This window comes from Streptomyces sp. NPDC045967 (genome assembly GCF_056430495.1).
Map to the genome: position 1 here is coordinate 50,391 of NZ_JBWKLE010000003.1, position 26,358 is coordinate 76,748.

Below are 26,358 nucleotides of genomic sequence, written 5' to 3' on the forward strand. Positions count from 1 at the left end.
GCTCTAGAGGCCCCGGACCGAGGCGACGGTGAAGGGCGCGGGGGTGCCCGCGTTCGTGCCCGTGCCCGGGTCCAGGGGGCCGCCCTTGTCGAACTGGGAGCGGACCACCAGGGTGCGGCCCGCGGTGTGGGTGAGGGTCGTGGGGATCTGCAGGGACGGGTCTGTGATCGTGCGCAGCAGGCGGGCGTGGGTGCCGTCGCCGGTGATCTGCCAGCGGGTCAGGGTGTTCGTGGTGTTGTGCGCGACGCGCAGGGTGCCGTCGCGGGAGAGGTCGAGGCCGTCGGCGGCCTTGAGGTCGGCGCCGGCGAGGGTGACGCGGCGGACGGCTCCGCCGCGCAGGTCCACGCGGTAGAGGTCGCCCGCCACCATGTCGACGGTGAGCAGGTAGCGGCCCGCGCGGTGCGATGCGATGCCGTTGAGGCTGTACGCCCCCGCCGGTCGCGGGCGGAGGTGAGGGGACAGGTCGTACGCCTCGGTCAGGACCCCGCCGCCGGCGGCCAGCTGGGCGGGCGTCACGCGGTACAGGACTCCGCGCACGCTGTCGGTGAGGTACGCCGTGCCGTCCGGGGTGAGCGTCAGGTCGTTGACGAAGCGGGGCGCGTCGCCCGTCACCTCGAAGCGGGCCAGCCGGGTGCCGGTCGCGGTGTCGTAGACGGCGACCCCGGCGGTGGAGTCCGTCACCCACAGCCGGCCCCGCCCGTCGGCCCGCAGCCCGTTCGCCGTGCGGCGGCCGTCGGTTCCGGCGGGCAGGAAGACCTCCGCCGTGGAGCGGCCGGGGCGCGCCCGGTAGACGGTGCCGTCCGCGTACGAGCCGACGTAGACGGTGCGAGTACGCGGGTCGGTGGCGATGCCCTCCGGGTAGACCCTCGCTCCCGGTAGGGAGAACGCGGTGGATATGCGGGGGTCCGCCGCGGGGGCGGGGACGGGGGAGGGTGGGGCGGCCGGGGCCGCTCCCAGCGTGAGGGCCGCCGCGAGGGCGGCGGTGGCGAGCTTCCCGGTGGTGACGAGCTGCATCTGCGATGTCCTCTCCGATGTGTATGAGGGCGAATCTAAGTTAGAGGTCTAATGACCGCAAGGGGTGGGGCCGTAGGATGCGGGCATGACCTCCATGGCCCCCGAGGAGCGCATCGGCTCGCACCTCAAGCGCGCCGAGCAGGCGCTTCTCGCGGCGAAGAACACCGCGTGCAAGCCGGCCGCAGTAACGGTTCCGCAGTACGCCGCCCTGCTCTGGCTCGCCGAGAAGCCCGGCATCTCCGCCGCCGCGCTCGCCCGGCTGTGCGGGGTCACCCCGCCGACCATGAACACCGTGCTGAAGAACCTCCAGGAGCGCGGGCTCATCGAGCGCACCCCGCACGAGTGGCACCGCAACGTGCTGGAGACCCGGCTGACCGACGAGGGGCGCGCGGCGCTGGAGCGCGCCGATTCCGCCGCGGTGCGGGTCGAGCGGGCGCTGGCCGCCGCGTTCACCGCGGAGGAGCGGGACCAGCTCATCCACCTGCTCGGCCGGTGCACGGAGGTGCTCGGCGCCCTGCGCTGAGCACGGCTCGGTTCCCCCCGGCGGGAACTGCGCCGGCCATTCGTACATCAGGACCTGTGGGTGCCCCCGCGTGCCCGGCTGTTCTACCCCCGCCCCCGCCGCCGGGGGCCACTCAAGACCGTTCGGAGCGAACCCGTGCACCACGACGACCCCTACCAGCCGGCGCGGCCCCGGCGTTCCCGCCGCCTCATAGCGATCAGCGCGGTGGCCGCCCTCGCGCTCCTGCTCGGCGGCGGATTCGCCGCCTGGAAGCTCGACTGGTTCTCCGGCAACGGTGACGCCGTGAGCTACGGCAAGGCCGCCACCACTCCCCCCGCCACCGGGGACGGCCGGCCGCCGAGCCAGTCGCCGTCCGGGAAGGCCGCGCCCTCGGACGACCCGGACGTGCTCATGCCGACGGGACCGAAGGCCGACTTCAAGCAGACCACCAGGCTCGACGACGGCACGGTCATCGCCAAGACGCGCCTGGCGGGTGCGAAGTCGGGTTTCGAGGGCGACGTGTGGGTGTGGGCGCCCAAGGAGTACGAGGACCCCAAGTACGCCAAGAGCGGGTTCCCCGTGCTCATCGCGCTCCCGGGCGGCAACGGCTTCCCGGCCAACTACTGGGCCGACCGCAGCCTCGGCCTGCAGAAGGCCATCAGCGAGGGCGTCCAGGCCGGGACCAGCCTCCCCTTCGTCGTGGTCATGCCGGTGCTCAACCCGGACAGCAAGTACTACTACGACGGCGCCGACATTCCCGGCCGGCCCAAGATGGGCACCTGGATCGCCGAGGACGTCCCGGACTTCGCCAAGGCCAACTTCCGGACGTACAAGTCCCGGGACGGCTGGGCCTTCATGGGCTCCTCCTCCGGCGCCTTCGTCGGCATGAAGACGGTCCTGCAGCACCCGGACCGGTTCAAGGCCGTGATCGCCAGCGGCGGTGAGATCGTCCCCGACTCCCCGCTCTGGAAGGGCCACCAGGCGGAGATGGACGCGAACAACCCGGAGAAGCTCGCCCAGAAGCTGATCGACGCGAAGGGGCCGGAGGTCTACGTCAACTTCCAGATCGGCACCAAGGAGAGCGGGAAGGAGCGGATGACGCAGTTCGTGCAGACGTACGGCAAGGGGCCCGTCAAGACGACCATCCGCGACATCCAGAACGGCGAGCACAACGGCTGGCACTACGTCCGGGGCATGAAGGAGGGCTCCCTGGAGTGGATCAGCAAGGTGCTCAAGGGGCCGAAGCCCGCCGCCTCCTGATCCGCGCGGCACGTCACATCCGTCCCAGGCAACCCGTCCCGTCGTTCATACCTCTGTAAAGGGTGTAAGGGGGACCGATCGGTCCGGCCCGCGCTCCCACCGGAGCGCCGGAGAAGGAACGGGACAAATCCGTGCAGTATGACCAGCAAGGCGACGGCGGCCCCCTGACCCAGGGCGGCCGTCGCCCCAAGCGCCTGCGCCTGCTTCTGATCAGCGGCGGGCTCGCGCTCACCCTCGCCGCCGGGGGCGGCGCCGCGGCCTACAAGTACGGGCTCTTCTCGGACATAGGGGAACCGGTGTTCTTCGGGAAGGTCGAGGCCGGGAAGAAGGAGCAGGACCAGGACAGGGGGACGGCGACGGAGAAGGCGCGGGGCGGGGCCGTCGAGGCGTCCGGCACCCGTTCGGGCGTACGCATGCCGACCGGCCCGAAGGCCGAGTTCGTCCGCACCAGCCGGCTGCCCGACGGCACCCAGATCGGCCGCACCACGCTCACCGGCGCGAAGTCCGGGTTCACGGGTGACGTGTGGGTGTGGGTGCCCAAGGAGTACGACGAGCCGAAGTACGCCCAGAGCGCCTTCCCCGTCCTGATCTCCCTGCCCGGCGGCCGCGGCTACCCCACGAACTACTGGGGTACGGGCCCCGGCCTCGGCCTCCAGAAGGCCGTGAGCGACGGGGTGAAGGCCGGTACGAGCCTGCCCTTCATCCTGATCATGCCGGTGCACAACGCCGACACCAAGCACCACTTCGACGCCTCGGACATCCCCGGTCAGCCCAAGATGGGTACCTGGATGGTCGAAGACGTCCCGGATTTCACGAAGGCCAATTTCCGGACGTTCACCTCCCGCGACGGGTGGGCCTTCATGGGCTCCTCCGCCGGCGGGTTCGGCGCCTTCAAGCACGTCCTGAAGTACCCCGACCGCTTCAAGGCGGCCATCGCGAGCGGGGTCGACATCGTCCCCGACTCCCCGCTGTGGAACGGGAACACGCAGGCCATGGACGAGAACAACCCCGAGAAGCTCGCCGGCGCACTGATCGGGGCGGGCGGCCCGGACGTCTACATCAACTTCCAGATCGGCACCGCCGAGTCCGGCCGCGAGAAGGCCGAGCAGTTCATGAAGGACTACGGCAAGGGTCCCGTGCACACCAGACTGCAGGTGATCCAGGATGGTGAGCACAACGGGAAGTCGTACGTACGCGGGATGCGGGAGGGCGCGCTGGAGTGGATCAGCAAGGTGATGGTCGGACCGACACCCGGACCCGGCGTGCGGTGAGCCCCGCGGTGAAGGGGGCCGCGGCGGTCGCCGCGGCCGGGATCGCGGCGGCGTGCCTGTGCGCCGTCGCGTTCCTGGAGCCGCCCGGCGAGCGGCCGGTGCACCCCTTCCCCACCGTGGGCGTGCTCATGGCGGGCGGCGAGCACTGGTGCACGGCGAGCGTGGTCGACAGCCCGAAGGGCAACGTCGTCGCCACCGCCGCGCACTGCGTGGCCCCGGCCGGCGAGGACGGGGAGCCCGGCGAGGTCGCCCACGACGGCCTGGCCATCGGCGAGCTCGCCTTCGCCCCCGCGTTCTCCGGCGGGGGCGCGGGCAGCCGGCCGCTCGGGACGTGGAAGGTCACCTCGATCCAGGTCGACGAGCGCTGGACCAGGTGGGGCGAGGACACCGCCGACTTCGCCTTCCTCACCATCGCGCCGGACGGCGACGGGCGCAGCGTCCAGGAGGCGGTGGGTGGCGGCGCCGAGACCCCGAAGCCGGACTGGACCTCGGGATACGAGCGGGACGTGACCGTCGTCGGCTACCCCGAGTCCGACCACAACCCGCAGAACAAGCCCGTCTCCTGCACCACGCAGACCCGCCACGACGACGACGACCCGGACATGCTGTACATCGGCTGCGCCGGGTTCTGGACGGGGACCAGCGGCAGCCCCTGGATCGCCGACCGGGGCGGGCCCGAGCGGCCCGGCCGGCTCATCGGGGTGCTGAGCGGCGGGGACACGGACGTGGACTCCACGGCCGCGCTGTTCGACGAGCGCGCGAAGGCGCTGTACGAGCGGGCGGCCGCGGGCGGCTGAGGTCGAGGGCCGGGCGCCGGGCGCGTGCGGGGCCGACCGTCAGGCCGCCGGTGCGCCCGGGTGGGGCGTCCGGCCGCCGCGGTGCCCGGGCGGGGTGTCAGGCGCCCGGTGTGCCCGGTTGGCCGTCAGGCTGCCGGATCCCCCGTCACTTCTTGCGCTCCGTGCTGACGATGACGCCCACCGCCGCCACCACGATCGTGCCGCCGAGCACGATCGGCCAGGTCAGGGCCTCGCTCAGGATCAGCGCACCCAGTGCGACGGCCACCACGGGATTGACGTACGCGTACGTGGACACCAGCGACAGCGGCGCGTTCCGCAGCAGCCAGGCGTACGCGGTGAAGGCGACGAGCGAGCCGAAGACGACCAGGTAGCCGAGCGCCACCCAGGACGCGGTGGAGTACGCCGCCAGGTCGAGCCCGCGGTGCTCGCCGCGCAGCAGGCCGACGACCACACCCCCGATCCCGCCCGCCAGCATCTGGTACGCGCTTCCGGTGAAGGGATTCTCCGGAAGGCTCAGCTTCGATCCGGAGAACGAGCCGAGCGACCACAGCACCGAGGCGACCAGCACCAGCAGCACCCCGGACAGCTGCACCGCGCCGCTGAGCCCGGGGCTGGTCAGGACCGCGAGCCCGGCCAGCCCGACCAGGACCCCGACCAGGGTGCGCCGGGGCGGCCGGTCCCCGGTGCCCGCGCGCAGCAGCACCACCCACATCGGCACGGCCGCCACCAGCAGCGCGGCGAGCCCGGAGGGCACCGAGGTCTCGGCGAGGACGACCAGTCCGTTGCCGCCGAGGATCAGCAGCAGCCCGACCAGCACCGCCGAGCCGAGCTGGGCGCGGGTGGCCTTGAGCGCGGCCGGCCCGGACCGCCAGGCGACGACACCGGCCAGCAGCAGGCCGGCCGTGATGAAACGGGCCCCGGCGGAGAGGAACGGGGGCATGGTCTCGACGACGATCCGGATCCCGAGGTAGGTCGAGCCCCAGACGACGTAGACGAGGACGAGTGCCGTCCAGGCCGCGCCGGAGGTCTTGCGGTGCGGGGCGGCCGTGGACGGGCTCTCCACCGGGGTCGATGTGCGCATGGCCGAGATCCTCTCAGCCCTGCAGCAGCCGGTTCAGCTCGCCGTACGGCAGGGAGTCGGCGAGCGGTCCGTACGTGCCGCCGGAGACCAGCTCCTCGGTGGCGCGGCGGACCACGGCGTACGCGGCCGCGGCCACCCCGGATCCCAGGCTGACCCGCGCCACGCCGAGGGCGCCGAGCTCGGTGACCGAGGGGGCGCCGGGCCCGACGAGGACGTTGAGGGGGGCGTCGATGCCCTTGGCGAGCTCGGCCACGGTGGCGGGGTCGGTGACGCCGGGCACGAAGATGCCGGTGGCGCCCGCGCGGAGGTAGGCGGCGGCGCGGGACAGGGTCTCGTCCAGGCGGGCGGAGGGGTCGCCGAGGCCCTGCAGGTATGTGTCCACGCGGGCGTTGACGTACAGCGGGACCCCGGCGGCGTCCGCGGCGGAGCGGGCGGCGGCCACGCGCTCGGCGTGCTCGGCGGGGGAGCGGGCGCCGTCCTCGATGTTGATGCCGACCGCGCCGGCGGCGAGCACCCCGGAGACGGTTTCGGCGACGGCGGCGGCGTCGGTGCCGAAGCCGCTCTCGATGTCGGCGGTGACGGGGACGCGGACGGCGGCGGCCACGCGGGCGATGAGGTCGAGGGCGCGGTCGCGGGCCAGGGCGTCGCCGTCGGGCGACCCGAGGGACCATGCGACGCCGGCGCTGGTCGTCGCGACGGCCGGGGCTCCGGCCGCCTCCACGAGCCGGGCGGAGGCGACGTCCCAGGCGTTGGCGAGGGCGAGGGGCGCGGCCGGTGTGTGCAGGGCGGTGAAGTCGGCGGCCAGGCTGGCGAGGTCGAGGTTGTCGGTCATGGGTCCAGTGGAACAGAGCCGGCAGCCCCGGGCTCGCGGTTTTCCGACGCCGAGCCTTGTGCCCGGGGCGGGCGGCCGGGGATGGGGTGGTCCTCGACCGACCTTCGAGGCGGGGCTCGGCGGGTGCGGGGGCCGGTGCGGGTGCGTGGGGAACGGCCCGCCTCCGGCGTGCGACGGGGCTCCGCCCCGCACCCCGCGCCTCAAACGCCGGCGGGGCTGGATGTGCCGGGGGACGGGGCCCGCCCCCGGCCCCGCGGCTCAAGCGCCGGCGGGGCTGGATGTGCCGGTTCGGGGTCGGGGTCGCTGGGGCCGGCGGGCGGGCCGGGGTGTGCGGAGTGGCGGGGGGCGTGGTTACTTCGGGCCCGCGCCGCACAGGGGGAGGACCGCGGTGCGGCCCCGCAGGGGGTCTTCGGGGGCGAGTGGGCCCACCGCGGCCCAGCAGGCCGCCGCCGTCGGTTCCACCGACAGGCCGCGGCGGGCGAGGTCGGCCTGGGCCTCGCGCAGGCGGTCGTCCGGCACCGTCAGGAAGGTGCCGCCCGTCCTGCGCACCGCCGCCAGGATCTGCCGGGCCCGCGGCGGTGCGGGGATCGCGATGCCCTCGGCGCGGGTGGGCAGTTGCGCGACCGGTACGGCGTCCTCGGCACCCGCCGCGAACGCCGACGCCAGCGGGGCCACCGCCTCCGCCTGGACGGCGATCAGGGCCGGGGGCCGCACCCCGCGCCGGGCCAGCTCCTCCACGGCCAGTGCGGCGCCGAGCAGCAGGGTGCCGTTGCCCACCGGGACCACCAGCACCTCGGGCAGCCGGCCCGCCATGGCCTCCCAGATCTCGTACACGTACGTCTTCGTGCCGTGCAGGAAGTACGGGTTGAACACGTGGCTGGCGTAGAACACCCCCGGCTCGTCCGCCGCGGCCCGCGCCGCCTCGGCCGCCGCCTCCCGGCCGCCCGGAACCACCCGGACCGCCGACCCGTGCGCCCGGATCCGGTCCGTCTTGCGCTGCGAGGTGCCCTCGGGCACGAAAACTTCACAACTCAGACCGGCCCGTGCGCAGTAGGCCGCCACGGACGCCCCGGCGTTGCCGCTGCTGTCCGCCACCACCCGCGGCGGGGCGAGTCGCCGTGCCACCTCGGCGAGCATCACGGCGCCGCGGTCCTTGAACGACAGCGTCGGCATCAGGAAGTCGAGTTTGGCGTGAACCCGCTCCGTCAGGGGCACCACCGGAGTGTTCCCCTCCGCCAGGGACACGGAGAAGGCGCCCGGCAGCGGCAGTGCGGCCGCGTACCGCCACAGCGAGTTCGGGCCGGCGGACGGATCCAGCGCGCTGGCCGGATCCGGTGCGAAGTCGAGGTCCCACGGGCCGGCGCAGAGGGGGCAGCACCAGGGGGCGGTCCGGACGTCCGCGCGCGTCCCGTCCTCTGGGCAGAGGTATCCGGGGAGTGCGTGCGTCATGTGCGGGGCGCCTTTGCTCTTCCATGGCGGGCGTATGGCATGGATGTTACGCGTCGGCCTTCCTCTTGTGGGAGCTGGTGAGGGTGCGTCAGTCTTTTGCGGACGGCAGCTCGTCCGGCCGAATTGCTTGTCATGGGCACGGCAATCCCACGTGCCCGTGCGCCGGCCGGTGCGGCTCCGTAACCCCCCGCAACGCACCACCTATGAGGAGGACCCCTCACATGTCCGTGATGCGTCACACCCGCCGGAAGCTCGCCGGCATCAGTGCGACCGCCGTCGTGGCCCTCGCGCTCGGTACGGCCGCGGCGCTGCCCGCCTCGGCGGCAGACAGCGGCCCGCAGGGCGTCATCGAGAACGCCGGCGTCGCCGGAGCCGTCCCCGGCAGCTACATCGTGACCCTGCACGACAACGCCGCCCGCTCCACCGCGGACAGCGGCAAGGCCGTCGCCAAGCGCTACGGCGCGAAGATCGACCGCACCTACAGCGCCGCCCTCAACGGCTACTCCGTCGAGGTCTCCGAGGCGCAGGCCAGGAAGCTGGCCGCCGACCCGGCGGTCAAGTCGGTCGTCCAGAACCGGGTCTTCACCGTCGACGCGACGCAGCCCAACCCGCCGTCATGGGGCCTGGACCGCATCGACCAGCGGGCGCTCCCGCTGAACCAGAGCTACACCTACCCGGACAAGGCCGGTGAGGGTGTCACCGCCTACATCATCGACACCGGTGTCCGCAAGACGCACCAGGACTTCGGCGGCCGCGCGGCCGACGGCTACGACGCGATCGACAACGACAACACCGCCCAGGACGGCCACGGCCACGGCACGCACGTCGCCGGCACCGTCGGCGGCGGCGCGTACGGCGTGGCCAAGAAGGTCAGGATCGTCGGCGTCCGCGTGCTCAACAACCAGGGCTCCGGCACGACCGCCCAGGTCGTCGCCGGCATCGACTGGGTGACGCAGAACGCCGTGAAGCCGGCCGTGGCCAACATGTCGCTCGGTGGCGGGGCGGACTCCGCGCTCGACACCGCCGTCCGCAACTCCATAGCCTCCGGCATCGCCTACGCGGTCGCGGCGGGCAACGAGTCCACCGACGCCTCCACCAAGTCCCCGGCGCGTGTCGCCGAAGCGATCACGGTCGGCGCCACGACCAACACCGACGCCAAGGCGAGCTACTCCAACTACGGCTCCGTCCTCGACATCTTCGCGCCGGGCTCCTCCATCACCTCCACGTGGGGCACGGGCGACACCGCCACCAACACCATCTCCGGTACCTCCATGGCCTCGCCGCACGTCGCGGGCGCGGCCGCGCTCTACCTCTCGCAGAACCCGGGCAGCACTCCCGCCCAGATCCGGGACGGCCTGGTGAGCGCCTCGACCCCGAACGTGGTGACGGGCCCCGGCACCGGCTCCCCGAACCGGCTGCTGAACGTCGGCGCCGGCGGCACCGTCCCGCCCGGCCCGAAGTTCGAGAACACCGCCGACTACGCGGTCAACGACAACTCCACGGTCGAGTCGCCGATCACGGTCAGCGGGGTCGCCGGCAATGCCCCGGCCGCGCTGAGCGTGCCGGTGGACATCAAGCACACCTACGTCGGTGACCTGGTGGTCGACCTCGTCGCCCCCGACGGCAGCGTGTACAACCTGCACAACCGGACCGGCGGCAGCGCCGACAACATCATCCGCACCTTCACGGTCAACGCCTCGTCCGAGACGGCCAACGGCGTCTGGAAGCTGCGGGTGAGCGACAAGGCGAACATCGACACCGGCAAGATCGACTCCTGGGCGCTGCAGTTCTGAGGCGCCACGGCGATCCGGAGCACCGGAACTGAACGGCCGCGCTGAGCCGCGGTGAACGGGTGGGGGCGACCGACTGGGCGGTCGCCCCCACTGCGTACGATTCGCGCATTCGTTCGCGCACCCGTAAGGGAGTTCCCCCGCCCGTGAGCACCCCGCCGAGCCCTCCTCCCGGACCGGGCCACTCCTGGCCGCCGCCGTCCGCCCATGCGGGGTGGGGGCCGCCGCCCGGTTACGGGCAGCCGCGTGCGGAGCGGGGGCCGGGCGGCTTCGCACTCGCCTCGCTGCTGGTCGGGCTGCTGTGCCTGCCGCCGCTGGGCGCCGTCTTCGGCGTCGTGGCCCTCGTCCAGACCGCCCGGGGACGCCGGCCCGGCCGGGCGCTCGCGATCGTGGGCCTGGTGGTGTCGGTGGTGATGACCGGGGTCATGGTCGTCGCGGCCGACCGGGTCGCGTCGGCCGTGCGGCACCGGATGGACGCGGCGGCCGGGTCCGCCGATGTGCGGGGCGACCTCGACGACCTGCGGGCCGGTGACTGCTTCAACGTCCCGGGCGGGGACCTGATGGCCGACCGGCCGCTGACGTACCGGATCGACTGCGCGGAGCCGCACCACGGCGAGGTGACCGCCTCCCGGCTGCTGGACGGGGGGAGCGTGCCCGAGTCGGCCGAGGCGGACCGGGCGAGCGAGGACGCGTGCTGGCGGGCGCAGGACGCGTACGCGATGGACTCCTGGGCGCTGCCCGACCATGCGGAGATGTTCTACTTCGCACCCTCCCGGCAGTCCTGGCGGCAGGGCGACCGGAGGCTGGTGTGCGTGATCGCCACGACCGGGGAGGAGCGGCGGGGCAGCTTGCGCCAGGACGCGGGGGCGCTGACCCCCGAGCAGTCCGCGTTCCTGCGGGTGGCCAACGAGGTCGAGTTCGTGCTCGGCCGGCCGCCGGCGGGGGACCTGCAGGACACGCTCGCCGCACACCAGGCGTGGGCGCGCACGGTCCATGTGGCGCTTGGCGAGGAGGCGCGGGTCCTGGAGGCCGACGCGTCCCGGCCGGGGCTGCAGAAGGCGGTCCGGGCGCAGCTGGGTGAGATCGCGGCGGCCCGCGCGGCGTGGCAGCGCACCTCCCAGGCGAAGACGGCCGCCGAGTTCGACCGCCAGTGGGACCGGGCGCTGGCCGCCATGTCGGTGGAGACGGAGAAGGCGCTGCGCGGCGCGTACGGGCTGTCGACGACGGTGCCCCCCTGGCTGACGCGGTCGCCGGAGGGGCCCGACGGTGGGCCCGTCCGACCGCCCTCGGCGGAGGCGGCGTGACGTCGACCGGGTAACGCGCGGTAACGGGTTTGGGTGACCAGGCTTCATCACTTCGGGTGAAACTCTGGCCCTTGCTTGCGGTCTACAACCGTCGGTTGCCAGGGTGTAGCTGTCTGTCAACCTGATGGGAGTGGCCAGTGACTTTCGGTGAGCAGCCGGCCTACCTGCGCGTGGCCGGGGATCTGCGGCAGAAGATCGTCGACGGTTCCCTGCCCCCGCACGCCCGGCTCCCCTCGCAGGCCCGCATCCGCGAGGAGTATGGGGTCTCCGACACCGTGGCGCTGGAGGCGCGCAAGGTCCTCATGGCGGAGGGACTGGTCGAGGGCCGGTCCGGATCGGGCACGTACGTACGGGAACAGCCGGTGCCGCGCCGGGTCGCCCGCTCCGGATACCGCACGGGCGGCACCTCGACCCCCTTCCGGCAGGAGCAGGCGGAGTCGGGCGCGCGCGGAACGTGGGAGTCGAACAGCGAGCAGCGGGCCGCGCCGTCGGAGATCGCCAAGCGGCTGGGCATCGAGCCCGGCGAGCGGGTGATGCGGACGCGGTACGTGTTCCGCGACGCGGGTGAGGCGATGATGCTGTCGACGTCGTGGGAGCCGCTGGCGGTGACCGGCCGGACCCCGGTGATGCTGCCCGAGGAGGGCCCGCTGGGAGGCTCCGGGGTGGTCGACCGGATGGCCGCGATCGACATCGTCGTGGACAACGTGGTGGAGGAGGTCGGCGCGCGGCCGGGTCTGGCGGAGGAGATCATGCTGCTCGGCGGCGTGCCGGGGCACGTGGTGCTGGTCATCGGCCGTACCTACTACGCCTCGGGCCGCGCGGTGGAGACGGCCGACGTGGTCGTACCGGCGGACCGCTACCGCTTGGCGTACCACCTGCCGGTGCGCTGACGCCCCCGCCGCGGGCGCCCGCCACGGCAGGCGTCACCCCGGGCGTCACGCGGACCCGCGGCCCGGCTTTCCGGCGCTCCCCCCTTCAGGACCCCGCACCCCCCGCTGAGACGGCGGCGGTTGACGTTCCGTCGGTGCCTGACGGGTGGGACGTCAGCCACATTCCGGCGCCGTCGGCGGGCGCGGGCGCGGGGCCCGGCGCGGGACCCCGGGAGCGCGGCCGCACCCAAGCGCCGTGGTCACCCTGACGGGCCGTCATCCCGCCCTCTGGTACGCCGGTTCGCAACCGGCGCGCACGGCGCACTCGTACGCATGGCCGAATGCGTACGCCCCGGGGTACCTCTTGGTGAAAAACCGTATCCGCTCCGTTAAGTCCGGGCGTAAGCTCCGGCATATGCGCAATGCGGTTTCCCGGGCAGGTACGTCGGCGGAGGGTGAAACGCGATGAACGACAGCGGTGCCCTGCTCCCGTGGCTGGTCATACGTCAGGACGACAACGGCAACCGCTACCGGGTGGGCCGGTACTCCACCCGGGCCGAGGCCCAGAAGGTGGTCGACAGCCTCGACGACCTCGGACACAAGCAGCTCTACTGGGTCGAGCGGATCGGTCAGACCGCCACGATGAACTGAGCGTCCCGTGTTGACATAGGCTCCGCCCATGACTGTACGCGTGGTCGTGGGCGGAGCCCTCTGTCATGAGGGGCGCCTGCTGGCCGCCCGCCGCAGCGCACCCCCCGAGCTGGCCGGACGCTGGGAGCTGCCGGGAGGGAAGGCCGAGCCGGGCGAGTCCGTCCCCGAGGCGCTGGTGCGCGAACTGCGCGAGGAGCTCGGTGTCGAGGCCGAGCCGCTGGAGCGGATCCCGGGGGAGTGGCCGCTGAAGCCGGGCCTCGTCCTGCACGTGTGGACCGCCCGCCTGGTCTCCGGCGAACCGGCGCCGCTGGAGGACCACGACGAGCTGCGCTGGCTCTGGCCCGAGGAGCTCGAGACGGTGGACTGGCTCGACCAGGACCGGCCCGCCGTCGCCGAGGCCGGCCGCCGGCTGCGCGCCGGAGGGCGCCCGGCGCCGCACGACGGGGCGCCCGGGGGCGCATGATGCCCGCTTCCTGGGCCGTCTGCGCCACAGTGCGCCGGTGCCCGGGGGATCGGGTGGTACGACGTCCTGAATATCGGGTATGTCGCTATTAGTCCCTGTCTCGTTCCCCTTTCGTCTCCGACGAACCGGACTGGGGTCGCTGCCGGCCCGGGAAGTGATCGGCGTGATCGACACAGACGGTGAATGCGCCGAGTGGGCCTTTCCCGCTGAGCCCGGCGCCGTGCGAACCGCCCGCCACGCCGTGCGCGGCACGCTTCGGGACTGGGGGCTCGACTGCGTCGGCGATGTGACCGTTCTGCTGGTCAGCGAGCTGGTCACCAACTCCCTGCGGTACGCGTCCGGGCCCATCGGTGTCCGACTGCAACGGCGGATTCCGGCCGCAGGCAGTCCCGTCGGCGGCGCCGCCCTGCTCGTGGAGGTTTCCGATCCGCTTCCGGATCCGCCCCGCGAACGGGTCGCGCACGCGGAGGACGAGGGCGGCCGCGGACTCCACCTCGTCGCCGTCTCCTCGCAGCGCTGGGGGACCCGCCACGGGAAGTCGGGCAAGACTGTGTGGTTCGAGTTGGCTCTTCCTGGTCAGTAACAAGGAGACGGGTGGCCGACCGTCACACGGGGTGGCTCGAAACTAACGGGACCTTTTTGTGATCGTGAACGCCGTGCCGTCCGGGGCCGTGGTGCTGAATACTGCGGTCATGGCCGGTCCGGTTGCGGTGAGCTGGAGGGGACGGTCGCGTGAGCGAGATACCTGCGCAGGCACATCAGACCGGTGTGCCCGGGGAGACATGGCACGACTCCCTGTGGCACAGCAGTCCGCCTGGCTCGATATATGACTACATAAAGGTCGCGTCCTTCTCGATCGGCCCGGACGGGCTCATCGACCAGTGGAGCCTGCGCGCCGAGGAACTCTTCGGCCTGACCGCCGCCCAGGCCGTGGGCCGCGATCCGGTCGACGCCTTCATGCCGCCCGGCCTGCGGTCCGGCGGACACCGCCGGGTCGCCGAGATCCTCGACGGCAAGGAATGGACCGGACTCGTCCCCTTCCGGATCCCCGGTAGCGACGGCGAGCACGGCGTGGCCGAGATCTATGTGATGCCCACCCAGACCGAAGCCGCGGAGCGGGCCGCGCTCTGCGTCGTCGTCGACGTGCGCGCACTGCGGCGCATCGAATCCGATCTGGCGGCCTCACAAGCCATATTCGGCCAATCCCCCTTCGGATTCCTGCTCTTCGGCACGGACCTCACCGTGCAGCGGGCCAACCGCCGCTTCGCCGCCGTGTTCGGGGGCGCCGCCGAGGAGCACCGGGGCCGGACCGTCCACGACTACCTGCCGGCGCACGAGGCCGACCGGATGGCCGAGGCCCTGCGCCGGGTCCTGGAGACCGGGGACTCGGTGACCGACCTCCGCATCACGGGAGCCGCCCCCGGCAGCCGGGAGAACCGCCACTGGTCCATCAACCTCTACCGCGTGCACGGCGGTACGGGCCGGCCCATCGGAGTCGCCGGCATCGGCACCGACGTCACCCGGCGGCACCTCGCCGCCCGCGAGGCCGCCGGGGTCCGGCGCAACCTGGCGCTGCTCAACGAGGCGGGCCACCGCATCGGCAACTCCCTCGACCTGGAGACCACCGCCCGCGAGCTCCTGGACGTCACCGTCCCCGGCTTCTGCGACCTGGCCGCGGTCGACCTCTACCAGGGGCTGCTGCTCGGTGACGACGACCGCCCCGCACGCCCGCTGCGGGTGCCCCCGGCGGGGGCGGGAGGGGGCCCCGGGGTCCTCCCCGTGCCCGGGCAGGGCGCCGGGCGCGTCCCGTCCGCGCCCCTGCGCCGGGTCGCCTTCGCCTCCGCGGTCTCCGACGCCCCGCTGTCGGGGCCGGGCGCGCCGGTCTCCGTCGGCGAGGTGCACCGCTATCCGGCGGCGTCGCCGGGGGCGCTCGCCCTGCGCACGGCACGGCCCCGGCTCATCGAGGGCGGCGGCGCGGACGACCTGGTGCAGTCCACGCTCGTGGTGCCGATGGTCGCCCACGACACGGTGGTCGGGCTCGCCCAGTTCTCCCGTACCAAGGGCAGCGAACCCTTCGGGGAACGGGACCGGGCCGTCGCGGTGGAGCTGGCCGCACGGGCCGCGGTCTGCATCGACAACGCCCGCCTCTACCGGCGCGAGCACGAGCGGGCGCTGATCCTCCAGCGCAGCCTGCTGCCGCCGGGCGACCCGGAGGCGGCCGGCCTGGACATCGCCTGCCGGTACCTGCCCGGCAACGCGGCCACGGAGGTCGGCGGCGACTGGTTCGACGTTATCGAGCTGCCCGGCCACCGCACGGCGCTGGTCGTCGGCGACGTCATGGGCCGGGGGCTGCGGGCCGCCGTCGCGATGGGTGAACTGCGCACCGCGGTGCGGACCCTGGCGCTGCTGGACCTCGAACCGGCGGAGGTGCTGGCCGCGCTCGACGAGATCGCCCGCGGCCTGGGCGCGCCCGGCGGCTCCCAGCAGGCCTCGCGGGCGGCCCTGCACTCGCGGGACGCGGACCGCTCGGAGGTGTACCTCGCCACCTGCGTGTACGCCGTCTACGACCCGGTGACGCGACGCTGCACGATCGCCAACGCGGGCCACATGCCGCCCGTCCTGGTCGAACCCCCGGACGAGACCGGCCGGCCGCGGCCCGCGCTGCTGCTGGAGGTGCCGCCGGGGATGCCGCTGGGGGTGGGCGGGGAGCCGTTCGAGGAGGTCGAGGTGGAACTTCCGGAAGGGGCGCTGCTGGCCCTGTACACCGACGGGCTGGTCGAATCCCGCGACCATCCGCTCGAGGAGGGGCTGCGGGGGCTGCGGGAGGCCCTCGCCGATCCGGTCCGCCCCCTGGAGGACGTCTGCGACCACGTGCTGAACACCCTGGACACCCGGCACGGGGAGGACGACATCGCCCTGCTGATGGCCCGGGTCCAGGGACTGCCGCAGGAGGCGGTGGGGGACTGGCAGCTGCCGCGCGAGGCCCGTTCGGTGGGCCGGGCCCGGGAGCTGGCGCGGGCGAAGCTGCCCGCGTGGGGTCTTGAGGGGCTGCTGGACACCACCGAGCTGCTGGTGAGCGAACTGGTCACCAACGCCCTGCGCTACGGCGAGGGCGAGATCCGGCTGCGGCTGCTGCTGGACCGGACCCTGGTGTGCGAGGTGTGGGACGCGAACCTGGTGCAGCCGCGGCGGCGGCGGGCGCGCGACACGGACGAGGGCGGTCGCGGGCTGCAGCTCGTCGGCCTGCTCTCCGCGGGCTGGGGCACCCGCCGCACCCACCGGGGCAAGACGGTCTGGTTCGAGCTGCCGCTGCCGGGAACGGCGGCGGAGGCCGTGGCCGAGCTCTCGGCGGAGCAGCTGCTGAGCATGTACGGCTGAGGTCCGGTGCGGAGCCCCGCCACGCGGCTGCGCACCCGGCCCGCCGGGAGGGTCAGGCGGCCCGGCCCTGCTTGAGCGCGGCGAGCCTGGCATCGATCTCCGAGGCCGTGCCGAGGTCCTCCAGGGACTCGAACTGCGCGTCCAGGGAGGACGCCGCCAGTTCCTGCCTGCCCAGCGCCATGGCCTCCTCCCGGCGCACCTTCTCCTCGAAGCGGTTCAGATCGCTGGTCGGGTCCATCACGTCGACGTTCTTCACCGCGTCCAGCATCGTGTTCTGCGCCTGCGCGGTCCTCGCCCGCGCCACCAGCTCGTCGCGCTTCGCCCGCAGCTCCGCCAGCTTCTCCTTCATCGAGTCCAGGCCCGACCGGAGCCCGTCGACGACCTTCGTCTGGGCGGCGATCACCGGCTCCGCGGTCTGCGCCTCCTGCTCGGACCGCAGCTGCCGGCCCAGCGCCACCTTCGCCAGGTTGTCGAACCGGTCGGCGTCCGCCGTCGCGCCCGACGCCCGCAGCTCGTCCGCCTTCCGGCTCGCCGCCAGCGCCTTGCCGCCCCACTCGGCGGCCGCCCGTACGTCCTCCTCGTGGTCGGCCTCCAGCATCCGCAGGTTGCCGATCGTCGTCGCGACGGCCTGCTCCGCCTCCGCGATGTTGTTCGTGAAGTCCCGGATCAGCTGGTCCAGCATCTTCTGCGGGTCCTCCGCCTGATCCAGCAGCGCGTTGACGTTCGCCTTCGCGAGCTGGGTGACGCGGCCGAGGATGGTCTGCTTGCTCATGACGGGCCTCTCCTGGATCGGGGGTCTGTGGGGTGCGCACCGGCGTTCAGAAGCGGCCGCCGCCGCCCATCCGGCCGCGGGTCCCGGCGCCGCCGAACGAGCCCGGGCCGCCCCCGCCGCCGAACCCCCCGCCACCGAAGCCTCCGCCGCCCCCGAACCCCCCGCCGCCCCCACCGAAGCCGCCCGAGCCGCCCCGCAGGATCTCGCCGAGGATGATCCCGCCGAGTACGGCGCCGCCGTGGCCGCCGCCCGCCCGCCGCCCCCCGAACGGGTCCTGGTAGGCGCGTACGTCCTGCTCCGCCAGCTGCTGCGCCTGCCGGGCCAGCGCGTCCGCCCGCTGCGCCTCCGCCAGGGCGGCGGCCGGGTCCGAACCCGCCAGGGACGCCGAGCGCTCCATGTGCCGCTGGGCCTCCGCCAGCCGGGTGCGGGCCTGGCTGCCGACCGCGCCCCGGCTGGTGGTCACGTAGTCCGCGGCCGCGCCGATCGCGCTGCGCGCCGTGAGCGCGGCCTGGTCCAGCAGGGCCACCGCCCGCTGCCTGCCCGACTCCCGCTCGCGCGCCGCGGCCAGCGCCGCGTCCAGCGCCGCGTCGGCCTCCTCGACGCGCCGCAGCGCGTCGATCGGGTCGTACCGGCCCGCCGCCTCTTCCCGCCGTACGTCGGCCAGGACCGCCTCGGCGCGGCCGATGCGGCCGCGCAGGTCCGCCGTCGACGCGCCGTCCGCCGTGCCGCTGAGCAGCCCGCCGGCGTCGGCGAGGTCGGTCTCCGTCTCGGTCAGCGCGCCCGGCAGCTTCCCCGCCGCCTCGGCGAGCTCCTGCGCCCGCCGCTCCACCGCGTCCACCAGCGTCGCGGCCTGGTCCACCGCGCCCTCGGCGGCCCGTACGTGCACGGCCGCCCGGCCGTTGTCCCCCGCGTCGACGGCCGTGCGTGCCTCGCCGAGACGGGTGGTGGCGAACAGCAGCCGGTCCTCCGCCCGTTCGGGATGGGCGGCGACGGGCGCGGAGGCGGAGTCCGCGTAGCGCCGCGCCAGAGCGGTGACGGTGGCCGCGGCCGTCGTCGCGCGCCCCGACAGGTCCCGGACGTGCGCCTCCACGGTGGCCAGGGCTTGCGGGGCGTTCCTCTCCAGGTCCCGCAGCCGGTCGAAGTCCGCGCTCTCGGCGTCCAGCCGCCGGTTCGCCTCCGTGCACCGGGTGACGATCTCGTCCAGCATCCGGCGCCGGGCCGCGTCGTCCTCGGGGTGGGCGTCGTCGAGCTGCTGGCGCAGCCGGAAGGCGTGCGTCAGCTCGTCCTTGGCGTACTGTACGGCGGTCGTGAACGGGGCCACCGCCTCGTCGCCGAACTGTGCCTCGGCGAAGCCGAGTTCCTCGGTGCTGGTGCGCACCGAGTCGTCGGTCTCCACCAGCAGCGCCTTGGCCCGGGCGTCCAGCTCCGCCAGCGGGAGCCGGTCGGGCGCCCCCTCGGGCCAGCCCGGCCCGGTCCTCGCCCCCCGGCCCGCGCCCGCGCCGGTCCCGCGCCTGCGGCGGGAGTACGCGTACGCCCCGAGCGCCCCGGCCGCGCCCACCGCGATCACCGGGAGCACGTAGTCCCCGGCCCCGCCCTCCCCGCCGGATCGCCCGCCGGGGTCCGCCGGGCCGGGGGTGACGGCGGGCACGGGCACGGGGCGGCCGCCGAGGACCGCGGCGTAGCCGTCGGCGGCGCCGATGGCGGCGCCCGCCCAGTCGTTCTGCCGCAGCGCGGGTTCGACGGCCGTCCGGGCGACGTCCGCGAGCTGCTCCTCGGTGAACCCGGAGTCGGCGGCGGCGGAGTAGGCGTACTGGCGGGCTCCCGTGCCCACCGCCAGCAGGACGTCGTCCCGGCCCAGGCCGTTCTTCTCCGCGGTGGCGTCGGCCCAGCTCTGCGCCGAGCGCCCGGAGAAGTCGCGTACGTACACCACGAAGAGCTGGATCCGCCGCTCGGCGTACAGCCTGTCCAGGGCCGCGCTCACCGCGGCCGCCCGGTCGCCCAGCGCACCGACCCGGTCGGTGACCTGCCCCTGCTGCGCGAGGGTGACGGGATCCTCGGCCCGGGCGGGCGGCGCCCCGGCCGGGCCCCAGCCGCCGGCGGCCAGCAGCGCGGCGGCAAGGGCGAGCCCGGCCCGTAGGGCCAGGGTGCTTCTCGGCGCGGTCGCAGTCACATCTGGGACGGTAGGGGTGGTTCCGCCCTCCCGCACCCGGAGTCCGCCGAGCCGGCGTCCGGGCCGGAGGGCGTCGCGTACCCCGTACGGGCTACCGGGGGTCGGAACGGCGGCGGATCCTGCTCCCCAGCCACACCAGCGGGTCGTACTTCCGGTCCACCGCCCGCTCCTTCAGCGGGATCAGCGCGTTGTCGGTGATCTTGATGCCCTCGGGGCAGACCTCGGTACAGCACTTGGTGATGTTGCAGTAGCCGAGCCCGTGCTCCTCCTGCGCCGTGCGCCTGCGGTCCAGGCCCTCCTGCGCCGCCGCGTCCAGTGGGTGCATGTCCAGCTCCGCCACCCGCATCAGGAAGCGCGGACCGGCGAAGGCCGTCTTGTTCTCCTCGTGGTCGCGCACCACGTGACAGGTGTCCTGGCACAGGAAGCACTCGATGCACTTGCGGAACTCCTGCGAGCGCTCCACGTCGATCTGCTGCATCCGGTACGCGCCCGGCGCCACCCCCGCCGGCGGGACGAAGGCCGGGACCTCGCGGGCCTTGGCGTAGTTGAAGGAGACGTCCGTGACCAGGTCGCGGACGACCGGGAAGGCGCGCAGCGGGGTGACCGTGATCGTCTCGGACCGCTCGAAGGTCGACATCCGGGTCATGCACATCAGCCGCGGCCGGCCGTTGACCTCCGCGCTGCACGACCCGCACTTGCCCGCCTTGCAGTTCCAGCGCACCGCGAGGTCGGGGGTCTGGGTCGCCTGCAGCCGGTGGACGATGTCCAGGACCACCTCGCCGTCGTGCACCTCCACGGTGAAGTCCCGCAGCTCCCCGCCTTCCGCGTCACCCCGCCAGATCCGGAAGCTCGCGTCGTACGTACTCATTCGTAGAGCTCCTCTTCGGCGAGGTACTTGACCAGCTCTTCCTTCTCGAAGAGCGCGAGCAGGTCGGGACGGATGGGCTCGGTGCGGGTGCGGACCAGGGCGATCCGGTCGGCGGCCGGGTCCGCCGGGGCCGGGTCCACGGGGCGGCACAGCAGGTTCACCGGGCGCCAGTCGCGCTCCATCGCCGGGCAGTCCTCGCGGGTGTGCCCGCCCCGGCTCTCGGTGCGCTCCAGCGCGGCGCGGGCCACGCACTCGCTGACCAGCAGCATGTTCCGCAGGTCCAGCGCCAGGTGCCAGCCCGGGTTGAACTGCCGGTGCCCCTCCACGCCGGCCCGGGCGGCCCGCACGCGCAGCCCCGCCAGCTTCTCCAGGGCCTCGGCCATCTCACCGGCCCGGCGGATGATGCCGACGAGGTCGTTCATGGTGGTCTGGAGCTCCTGGTGGAGGGTGTACGGGTTCTCCGCGCCCTCGGCGGCGTGGAAGGGGGCCAGCGCCTCCGCGGCCGCCGCGTCGACCTCCGACTGCGAGACGTCCGGGCGCGGTCCGGTCCCCGAGGCGTACCGCGCCGCGTGCAGTCCGGCCCGCCGTCCGAAGACCAGCAGGTCGGAGAGGGAGTTGCCGCCGAGCCGGTTCGAGCCGTGCATGCCGCCCGCGACCTCGCCCGCCGCGAAGAGGCCCGGCACCCCGGAGGTCGCGGCGGTTTCCGAGTCGACCGCGATGCCGCCCATCACGTAGTGGCAGGTCGGGCCGACCTCCATCGCCTCGGCCGTGATGTCCACGTCCGCCAGCTCCTTGAACTGGTGGTACATCGAGGGGAGCCGCCGCCTGATCTTCTCCGCGGGCATCCGGGTGGACACGTCCAGGAAGACCCCGCCGTGCGGGGAGCCGCGGCCCGCCTTCACCTCGGAGTTGATGGCCCGGGCCACCTCGTCGCGCGGCAGCAGCTCGGGGGGACGCCGGTTGTGGTCCGGGTCCTCGTACCAGCGGTCGCCCTCCTCCTCCGACTCGGCGTACTTGTCCTTGAAGACGTCGGGGACGTAGTCGAACATGAACCGCTTGCCCTCGCTGTTGCGCAGCACCCCGCCGTCGCCGCGCACCGATTCGGTGACCAGGATGCCCTTGACCGAAGGCGGCCAGACCATGCCCGTCGGGTGGAACTGCACGAACTCCATGTTGAGCAGCGGCGCGCCCGCGAGCAGCGCCAGGGCGTGGCCGTCTCCGGTGTACTCCCAGGAGTTGGAGGTGGTCTTGAACGATTTGCCGATCCCGCCCGTCGCGAGGACGACCGCGGGGGCCTCCAGGACGAAGAACCGCCCCGACTCCCGTTCGTAGCAGAAGGTCCCCGAGACCCTCTCCCCGTCCTTGAGCACCCGGGTGACCGTGCACTCCTGGAAGACCTTCAGGCGCGCCTCGTAGTCCCCGTACTCCTTGAAGTCCTCCTGCTGGAGCTGGACGATCTTCTGCTGCAGGGTGCGGATCAGCTCCAGGCCGGTGCGGTCCCCGACGTGCGCGAGGCGCGGGTACTCGTGGCCGCCGAAGTTGCGCTGGGAGATCTTCCCGTCGGGCGTGCGGTCGAAGAGCGCGCCCCAGGTCTCCAGCTCCCAGACCCGCTCCGGGGCCTCCTTCGCGTGCAGCTCGGCCATCCGCCACTGGTTCAGGAACTTGCCCCCGCGCATGGTGTCGCGGAAGTGGACCTGCCAGTTGTCGCCCTCGTTGACGTTGCCCATGGAGGCGGCGATCCCGCCCTCCGCCATCACCGTGTGGGCTTTGCCGAAGAGCGACTTGCAGATCACGGCCGTGCGGGCGCCGTGCTCGCGCGCCTCGATCGCGGCCCGCAGTCCGGCGCCGCCCGCGCCGACCACGACCACGTCCCACTGCTGCCGTTCCACTTGGGTCATCTAGAAGATCCTCGGGTCGGTGAAGGCGCCGCTGGCCACCAGGTACACGTAGAAGTCGCACAGGGCGACGCTGATCAGGGAGGCCCACGCCAGCTGCATGTGCCGCGCGTTGAGCCGGCTGACCCAGCCCCACAGCCGGTAGCGCACCGGATGCTTCGAGAAGTGCCGCAGACGGCCGCCCATGATGTGCCGGCAGGAGTGGCAGGACAGGGTGTAGGCCCAGATCAGCACGATGTTGACCAGGAAGACGAGGGTGCCCAGGCCCATGTGGCCCCAGGCGTACGTCTCGTCGCGGAAGGTCAGCACGGTGTCGTAGGTGAGGATCCCCGCAACCGGCACCGCCGCGTAGAAGAAGTAGCGGTGCGCGTTCTGCAAAACCAGCGGCAAGCGGGTCTCACCGGTGTACTTCGCGTGCGGTTCGGCGACCGCGCAGGCGGGCGGCGAGGCCCAGAAGCCCCGGTAGTAGGCCTTGCGGTAGTAGTAGCAGGTCAACCGGAAGCCAAGCGGGAACACCAGGATCAGCAGGGCGGGGGACAGGCCCCACCAGCTGCCGAAGAGGTCCCAGTTGGGGCCGCCGCGCATCTCCTGGCAGTTCTCCGCGAGGCACGGGGAGTAGAACGGGGAGACGTAGGGGGCCGCGTAGTAGTCGGCGTTGGCGAAGGCCCGCCACGTCGAGTAGACGATGAAGGCGAGCAGCCCGGCCGCGGTGCCGGCGGGGGCCAGCCACCACCGGTCGGTCCGCAGGTGCGGGGCGGCGATCGCGGCCCGGGAGGCGTCGTGGACGCCGCCGGGCCGCTGCCGGGGTGGTTGTGTGCCTGTGGCCAAAGGAGACTCCGGGGGAGGAGTGAGGGGGCCCGGGAGGCCCGGCCGCCGGGGCGGCCGGGCCGGATGGGTGAAGGGCGTACGGGTGCTCGTGGGGCCGGGGCGTCAGGGCGCGCGGCGGTCGCGCGCGCCCAGGCCCTCGTCGTCGCTGTCCGTCCACAGCGAGCTGTCGTACGGGGTGTCCGGGACCGTCACCATCCCCGGCGGTACCGGCGGGACGGAGCCGGCGCGCGGGGCCGGACCTCCGGCCCGCTGTTCGAGCTGCTCGACCTTGCGGGTCAGCTCGTCCAGGTTGCGCCGTACGGCATTGAGATCGTCTTGCAGGGACATGATTCTTGCCCTCACTTCCGCAGGGTGCGGTGGCAACGCTCATGTGCGCCTGGCAGTGTCGCCCTTCGCGTCCCCGGTTGTGAAGGGACGTGCAGCGATTGCGGGCGCGCAGGCGCGAACTGTGCGCCCCTCCCTGGACCCCATTCTCATCCCCCGCACGGGGGAACGCCTCTTCGGCACGCACACGGCATTGGTCCGCACGGGTGGGGTTCGCGGCGTGGCGCGGGGCGGGTCCGGGGGGTGCGGCGGGCCGTGGATTTCAGTGGGATCCGGCAACCGGTGTGATCAGCTCCATATACCGCCGAACGTGATCATGCTCCCCCACGCCCCGCCCCGGAGGTACCACCCATGTCCCAGAGAAGGCGCAGGTCCTTGGCGCTCCTGACCTCGGGAGTCCTCGCACTGCCGCTGCTCGCGGGCTGCGGTGCGGGCGACGACGAGGGCGGGCCGGTCGCCGCCGGACCGGACATCGCGGCCACCGCGCGCGACAAGGTCGCCGACGGGGGTGTGCTGCGCTGGGCGGTGGACTCCCTGCCGGAGACCCTGAACACCTTCCAGGCCGACGCGGACGCCACCACCCACCGGATCGCCGCGGCCGTGCTGCCGCAGCTGTTCGTCCTGGACGCCAAGGGCCGGCCGGTGGCCAATCCCGACTACCTGGAGAAGGCGCAGGTCGTCGAGCGGGAACCCAAGCAGGTCGTGCTGTACAAGCTGAACCAGCAGGCGGTGTGGAGTGACGGGCGCGAGATCGGCGCACCCGACTTCGTGGCGCAGTGGCGTGCCCTGAACGGCAAGGACTCGGCGTTCTGGACGGCCCGGAACGCCGGCTACGAGCGGATCGAGAAGATCGAGCGGGGCAAGAGCGACCTCGAGGTCAAGGTGACCTTCGGCAAGCCGTACGCCGACTGGCGCTCCCTGTTCAGCCCCCTGTACCCCAAGCAGGTCACCGCCACCCCGGAGGCGTTCAACGAGGGGGCCCGCGGCGCCCTGAAGGCCACGGCCGGACCCTTCGGCCTGGGGGCCGTCGACAAACAGGCCGGCACCGCCTCGCTGACCCGCAACCCGCGCTGGTGGGGCCGGCCGGCCAAGCTGGACTCTCTGGTGCTGACGGCGGTGCCCCGGGCGCAGCGGCCGGCCGCGCTGGCCTCGGGGAAGGTCGACATGGCGGAGATCGACCGGGCCGGTGCCGAGCGGATCGCGCTCGCCCGCAGGGCGGCGGAGCGGGGCGGCAAGGGCGCGGGCGGGGCCCCGGCGCACGGCCCCGGCGCCTCGCTGACCGCTGCGCAGGCCACCTTCTCGTGGGCGGTCGCCTTCGGCGCGGACGAGGAGAAGGCCCAGGCGGAGGCGGAGAACCGCAAGAAGCACGTCGAGTCGGTCCGGCGGTACGCGGACGAGCAGGCGGCCCTGCGCCGCTTCGTCGTCCGCAAGTCCCTGGAGCCGGCCTACACCCAGCTCGCCATGAACGGCTCCGCCGGTCCGCTGGCCGACGAGCGGGTGCGCCGGGCGGTGGCGCGGGCGCTGAACCGCAAGGAGCTGGCCGAGATCGTACTGAAGCCGCTCGGCCTGCCCGCGAAGCCGGTCGGGAGCCATGTGGCGCTGGCCGGGCAGCAGGCGTACGCCGACAACAGCGAGGCGCTCGGAGGCCAGGACACCCAGGCGGCCCAGGCCCTCCTCGCGGACGCCGGCTGGCGCCGCGGCGGCAAGATCACCGAACCCGCGGGTGCGAAGGCGGGGCCGGAGAGCGCGCCGCAGGACGACGGGAAGACCCCCCAGGGCCCGGGGACCGGGAACGACGGGCTCTACATCGTGGGCCAGGACGACGGCGGCAACGGCGACCACGGCGCCGCGCACGACGCCGCCGGTGCCCGCGGCGAGGAGGCGGGCGCCTTCGGGCCGGACGCGGCCGGCGCGGCCCGGGACCGGCCCTCGGCGGTGCTGGCCCCGGCGCCGTTCGCGGCCCGGCAGGCGGCCCTGCTCCGGGTCCAGGCCGCCGCGGCGGCGGCCGCGGCGGACGAGGGCAAGGCCGCCGACGACGCGGCGGACGGCGAGGACGCTTCGGACGACGGCAAGGACGCGGACGGCGCCGAGGACGGCAAGGACGGCGCCGCGGCCGAGTCGGCGGACCCGGCGAAGGGCACCCCGGCCAAGCAGGCCGCCCGCACCTCCGGCGCGATGCTCGCCAAGGACGGCAAGCCGCTCAGCCTGCGCTTCGTGCTCCCGGCCGGTCCCGGATCGGAGCCGCTGCGCGCGGTCGCCGAGCGCATCGCGCAGATGCTGCGGAAGGTCGGGGTGGCCACCGAGGTCAAGAAGGTGGCCGACGAGAGCTTCTTCAAGGACCACATCGCCTCGGGCCAGTACGACCTGGCGCTCTACTCCTGGCCCGCGACCGCCTACCCGGCGACCGACGCCCGGCCGATCTTCGCCAAGCCGGAACCGGCGGCCGACGGCTCGCTCCTCGTCGAGCAGAACTACACCCGGGTCGGCACCGACCACATCGACCAGCTGTTCGATCAGGCGGCCGGGGAACTGGACGAGGAGCAGGCGCGCGAGCTGATGCGCAAGGCCGACGCCCGGATCTGGGCCGCCGCCGGGTCGATCCCGCTCTACCAGCGCCCGGAGCTGGTGGCCGTCAAGCCGTCCCTGGCGAACGCCGGTGCCTTCGGACTCGGGGCGCCCCGCTTCCAGGACATCGGTTGGAAGAAGCCCTCGGGGGCCAAGGGCGGGAAGAAGTAGGACGGCCGGACGGACCCTGGGCGAAGAAGTGGTGACAAAGGGGTTCCTGTCGGGTTGACCGCCGACTTCCAAGCTCAGATGTGACTCAAGTCCCTTGCCCGCCG

General features: G+C 73.5%; 22 protein-coding genes. 12 read left to right on the plus strand and 10 right to left on the minus strand.

Annotated elements, in window-relative coordinates; all coding sequences use genetic code 11:
* Positions 1 to 3 precede the first annotated feature (3 nt).
* Positions 4 to 1,014, minus strand: coding sequence for an SMP-30/gluconolactonase/LRE family protein (locus AC07FY_RS07175; RefSeq protein WP_479001754.1), 1,011 nt, complete (start codon positions 1,012 to 1,014; stop codon positions 4 to 6).
* 85 nt (positions 1,015 to 1,099) lie between these two features.
* Here AC07FY_RS07175 and AC07FY_RS07180 point away from each other — a divergent pair, with 85 nt between their 5' ends.
* The 4 genes from AC07FY_RS07180 (at position 1,100) to AC07FY_RS07195 (ending at position 4,844) form a co-directional block, all read left to right on the plus strand.
* Positions 1,100 to 1,537: a MarR family winged helix-turn-helix transcriptional regulator gene (locus tag AC07FY_RS07180; protein ID WP_479001756.1), complete on the plus strand. Its 438-nt coding sequence runs from the start codon at positions 1,100 to 1,102 to the stop codon at positions 1,535 to 1,537.
* Positions 1,538 to 1,672: 135 nt separating this feature from the next.
* A complete protein-coding gene (locus AC07FY_RS07185; RefSeq protein ID WP_479001759.1) occupies positions 1,673 to 2,776 on the plus strand; it encodes an alpha/beta hydrolase in 1,104 nt (367 codons plus the stop codon).
* 131 nt (positions 2,777 to 2,907) lie between these two features.
* The gene (locus tag AC07FY_RS07190; protein ID WP_479001762.1) at positions 2,908 to 4,047 is read left to right on the plus strand and encodes an alpha/beta hydrolase; all 1,140 of its coding nucleotides are present in this window, start codon (positions 2,908 to 2,910) and stop codon (positions 4,045 to 4,047) included.
* A complete protein-coding gene (locus AC07FY_RS07195) occupies positions 4,044 to 4,844 on the plus strand; it encodes a trypsin-like serine peptidase (protein ID WP_479001765.1) in 801 nt (266 codons plus the stop codon). Before AC07FY_RS07190 ends, AC07FY_RS07195 begins: the two co-directional genes overlap by 4 nt.
* A gap of 145 nt (positions 4,845 to 4,989) precedes the next feature.
* On the opposite strand, the gene AC07FY_RS07200 is transcribed toward AC07FY_RS07195, so the two are convergent.
* The 3 genes from AC07FY_RS07200 to AC07FY_RS07210 all read right to left on the minus strand — a co-directional run bounded on the left by AC07FY_RS07200 (position 4,990) and on the right by AC07FY_RS07210 (position 8,206).
* Positions 4,990 to 5,925 (minus strand): EamA family transporter, encoded by a 936-nt coding sequence (locus AC07FY_RS07200; RefSeq protein WP_479001768.1) that lies wholly within the window; start codon positions 5,923 to 5,925, stop codon positions 4,990 to 4,992.
* A gap of 13 nt (positions 5,926 to 5,938) precedes the next feature.
* On the minus strand, positions 5,939 to 6,757 hold the full coding sequence (locus tag AC07FY_RS07205; RefSeq protein ID WP_479001771.1) for an isocitrate lyase/PEP mutase family protein: 819 nt from the start codon (positions 6,755 to 6,757) through the stop codon (positions 5,939 to 5,941).
* 351 nt (positions 6,758 to 7,108) lie between these two features.
* The gene (locus AC07FY_RS07210; protein ID WP_479001774.1) at positions 7,109 to 8,206 is read right to left on the minus strand and encodes a threonine synthase; all 1,098 of its coding nucleotides are present in this window, start codon (positions 8,204 to 8,206) and stop codon (positions 7,109 to 7,111) included.
* Positions 8,207 to 8,427: 221 nt separating this feature from the next.
* Here AC07FY_RS07210 and AC07FY_RS07215 point away from each other — a divergent pair, with 221 nt between their 5' ends.
* The 7 genes from AC07FY_RS07215 to AC07FY_RS07245 all read left to right on the plus strand — a co-directional run bounded on the left by AC07FY_RS07215 (position 8,428) and on the right by AC07FY_RS07245 (position 16,661).
* Positions 8,428 to 9,999, plus strand: coding sequence for a S8 family peptidase (locus AC07FY_RS07215; protein WP_479001777.1), 1,572 nt, complete (start codon positions 8,428 to 8,430; stop codon positions 9,997 to 9,999).
* A 143-nt stretch (positions 10,000 to 10,142) separates the two neighbouring features.
* Positions 10,143 to 11,300, plus strand: a complete 1,158-nt coding sequence (locus AC07FY_RS07220) for a DUF4190 domain-containing protein (protein ID WP_479001780.1) — start codon at positions 10,143 to 10,145, stop codon at positions 11,298 to 11,300.
* 137 nt (positions 11,301 to 11,437) lie between these two features.
* On the plus strand, positions 11,438 to 12,190 hold the full coding sequence (locus tag AC07FY_RS07225) for a GntR family transcriptional regulator (protein ID WP_479001783.1): 753 nt from the start codon (positions 11,438 to 11,440) through the stop codon (positions 12,188 to 12,190).
* A gap of 444 nt (positions 12,191 to 12,634) precedes the next feature.
* The gene (locus AC07FY_RS07230; RefSeq protein WP_479001785.1) at positions 12,635 to 12,820 is read left to right on the plus strand and encodes an SPOR domain-containing protein; all 186 of its coding nucleotides are present in this window, start codon (positions 12,635 to 12,637) and stop codon (positions 12,818 to 12,820) included.
* Positions 12,821 to 12,848: 28 nt separating this feature from the next.
* A complete protein-coding gene (locus tag AC07FY_RS07235; RefSeq protein ID WP_479001788.1) occupies positions 12,849 to 13,283 on the plus strand; it encodes a (deoxy)nucleoside triphosphate pyrophosphohydrolase in 435 nt (144 codons plus the stop codon).
* Between the two features lie 154 nt (positions 13,284 to 13,437).
* Positions 13,438 to 13,866: an ATP-binding protein gene (locus AC07FY_RS07240; protein ID WP_479001791.1), complete on the plus strand. Its 429-nt coding sequence runs from the start codon at positions 13,438 to 13,440 to the stop codon at positions 13,864 to 13,866.
* Between the two features lie 149 nt (positions 13,867 to 14,015).
* Positions 14,016 to 16,661 (plus strand): SpoIIE family protein phosphatase, encoded by a 2,646-nt coding sequence (locus AC07FY_RS07245; protein ID WP_479001794.1) that lies wholly within the window; start codon positions 14,016 to 14,018, stop codon positions 16,659 to 16,661.
* A gap of 52 nt (positions 16,662 to 16,713) precedes the next feature.
* Here AC07FY_RS07245 and AC07FY_RS07250 read toward each other — a convergent pair whose 3' ends face one another.
* From AC07FY_RS07250 to AC07FY_RS07275, 6 genes are all read right to left on the minus strand, one after another.
* Positions 16,714 to 17,433, minus strand: a complete 720-nt coding sequence (locus tag AC07FY_RS07250) for a PspA/IM30 family protein (RefSeq protein WP_479001797.1) — start codon at positions 17,431 to 17,433, stop codon at positions 16,714 to 16,716.
* Positions 17,434 to 17,479: 46 nt separating this feature from the next.
* Positions 17,480 to 19,603, minus strand: coding sequence for a TPM domain-containing protein (locus AC07FY_RS07255; RefSeq protein ID WP_479001800.1), 2,124 nt, complete (start codon positions 19,601 to 19,603; stop codon positions 17,480 to 17,482).
* 91 nt (positions 19,604 to 19,694) lie between these two features.
* Positions 19,695 to 20,471 carry a succinate dehydrogenase/fumarate reductase iron-sulfur subunit gene (locus tag AC07FY_RS07260; protein ID WP_479001803.1) on the minus strand — a complete coding sequence of 259 codons (777 nt, stop codon included), beginning with the start codon at positions 20,469 to 20,471 and terminating at the stop codon, positions 19,695 to 19,697.
* On the minus strand, positions 20,468 to 22,369 hold the full coding sequence (locus AC07FY_RS07265) for a fumarate reductase/succinate dehydrogenase flavoprotein subunit (protein WP_479001806.1): 1,902 nt from the start codon (positions 22,367 to 22,369) through the stop codon (positions 20,468 to 20,470). The genes AC07FY_RS07260 and AC07FY_RS07265 overlap by 4 nt, the downstream gene beginning before the upstream one ends.
* Positions 22,370 to 23,194 carry a hypothetical protein gene (locus AC07FY_RS07270; protein WP_479001809.1) on the minus strand — a complete coding sequence of 275 codons (825 nt, stop codon included), beginning with the start codon at positions 23,192 to 23,194 and terminating at the stop codon, positions 22,370 to 22,372. It lies immediately after the preceding gene.
* A 102-nt stretch (positions 23,195 to 23,296) separates the two neighbouring features.
* Positions 23,297 to 23,521 (minus strand): hypothetical protein, encoded by a 225-nt coding sequence (locus AC07FY_RS07275; RefSeq protein ID WP_479001812.1) that lies wholly within the window; start codon positions 23,519 to 23,521, stop codon positions 23,297 to 23,299.
* 348 nt (positions 23,522 to 23,869) lie between these two features.
* Between AC07FY_RS07275 and AC07FY_RS07280 the strand changes: the two genes are divergently transcribed.
* Positions 23,870 to 26,254, plus strand: coding sequence for an ABC transporter family substrate-binding protein (locus AC07FY_RS07280; RefSeq protein WP_479001815.1), 2,385 nt, complete (start codon positions 23,870 to 23,872; stop codon positions 26,252 to 26,254).
* Positions 26,255 to 26,358 lie beyond the last annotated feature (104 nt).

Bases quoted from the DNA above. Each gene is read 5' to 3' on its own strand.
- AC07FY_RS07205 (WP_479001771.1), bottom strand. From the start codon at position 6,757: ATGACCGACAACCTCGACCTCGCCAGCCTGGCCGCCGACTTCACCGCC.
- AC07FY_RS07180 (WP_479001756.1), top strand. From the start codon at position 1,100: ATGACCTCCATGGCCCCCGAGGAGCGCATCGGCTCGCACCTCAAGCGC.
- AC07FY_RS07210 (WP_479001774.1), bottom strand. From the start codon at position 8,206: ATGACGCACGCACTCCCCGGATACCTCTGCCCAGAGGACGGGACGCGC.
- AC07FY_RS07230 (WP_479001785.1), top strand. From the start codon at position 12,635: ATGAACGACAGCGGTGCCCTGCTCCCGTGGCTGGTCATACGTCAGGAC.
- AC07FY_RS07250 (WP_479001797.1), bottom strand. From the start codon at position 17,433: ATGAGCAAGCAGACCATCCTCGGCCGCGTCACCCAGCTCGCGAAGGCG.
- AC07FY_RS07265 (WP_479001806.1), bottom strand. From the start codon at position 22,369: ATGACCCAAGTGGAACGGCAGCAGTGGGACGTGGTCGTGGTCGGCGCG.
- AC07FY_RS07280 (WP_479001815.1), top strand. From the start codon at position 23,870: ATGTCCCAGAGAAGGCGCAGGTCCTTGGCGCTCCTGACCTCGGGAGTC.
- AC07FY_RS07215 (WP_479001777.1), top strand. From the start codon at position 8,428: ATGTCCGTGATGCGTCACACCCGCCGGAAGCTCGCCGGCATCAGTGCG.
- AC07FY_RS07275 (WP_479001812.1), bottom strand. From the start codon at position 23,521: ATGTCCCTGCAAGACGATCTCAATGCCGTACGGCGCAACCTGGACGAG.
- AC07FY_RS07260 (WP_479001803.1), bottom strand. From the start codon at position 20,471: ATGAGTACGTACGACGCGAGCTTCCGGATCTGGCGGGGTGACGCGGAA.
- AC07FY_RS07200 (WP_479001768.1), bottom strand. From the start codon at position 5,925: ATGCGCACATCGACCCCGGTGGAGAGCCCGTCCACGGCCGCCCCGCAC.
- AC07FY_RS07235 (WP_479001788.1), top strand. From the start codon at position 12,849: ATGACTGTACGCGTGGTCGTGGGCGGAGCCCTCTGTCATGAGGGGCGC.
- AC07FY_RS07175 (WP_479001754.1), bottom strand. From the start codon at position 1,014: ATGCAGCTCGTCACCACCGGGAAGCTCGCCACCGCCGCCCTCGCGGCG.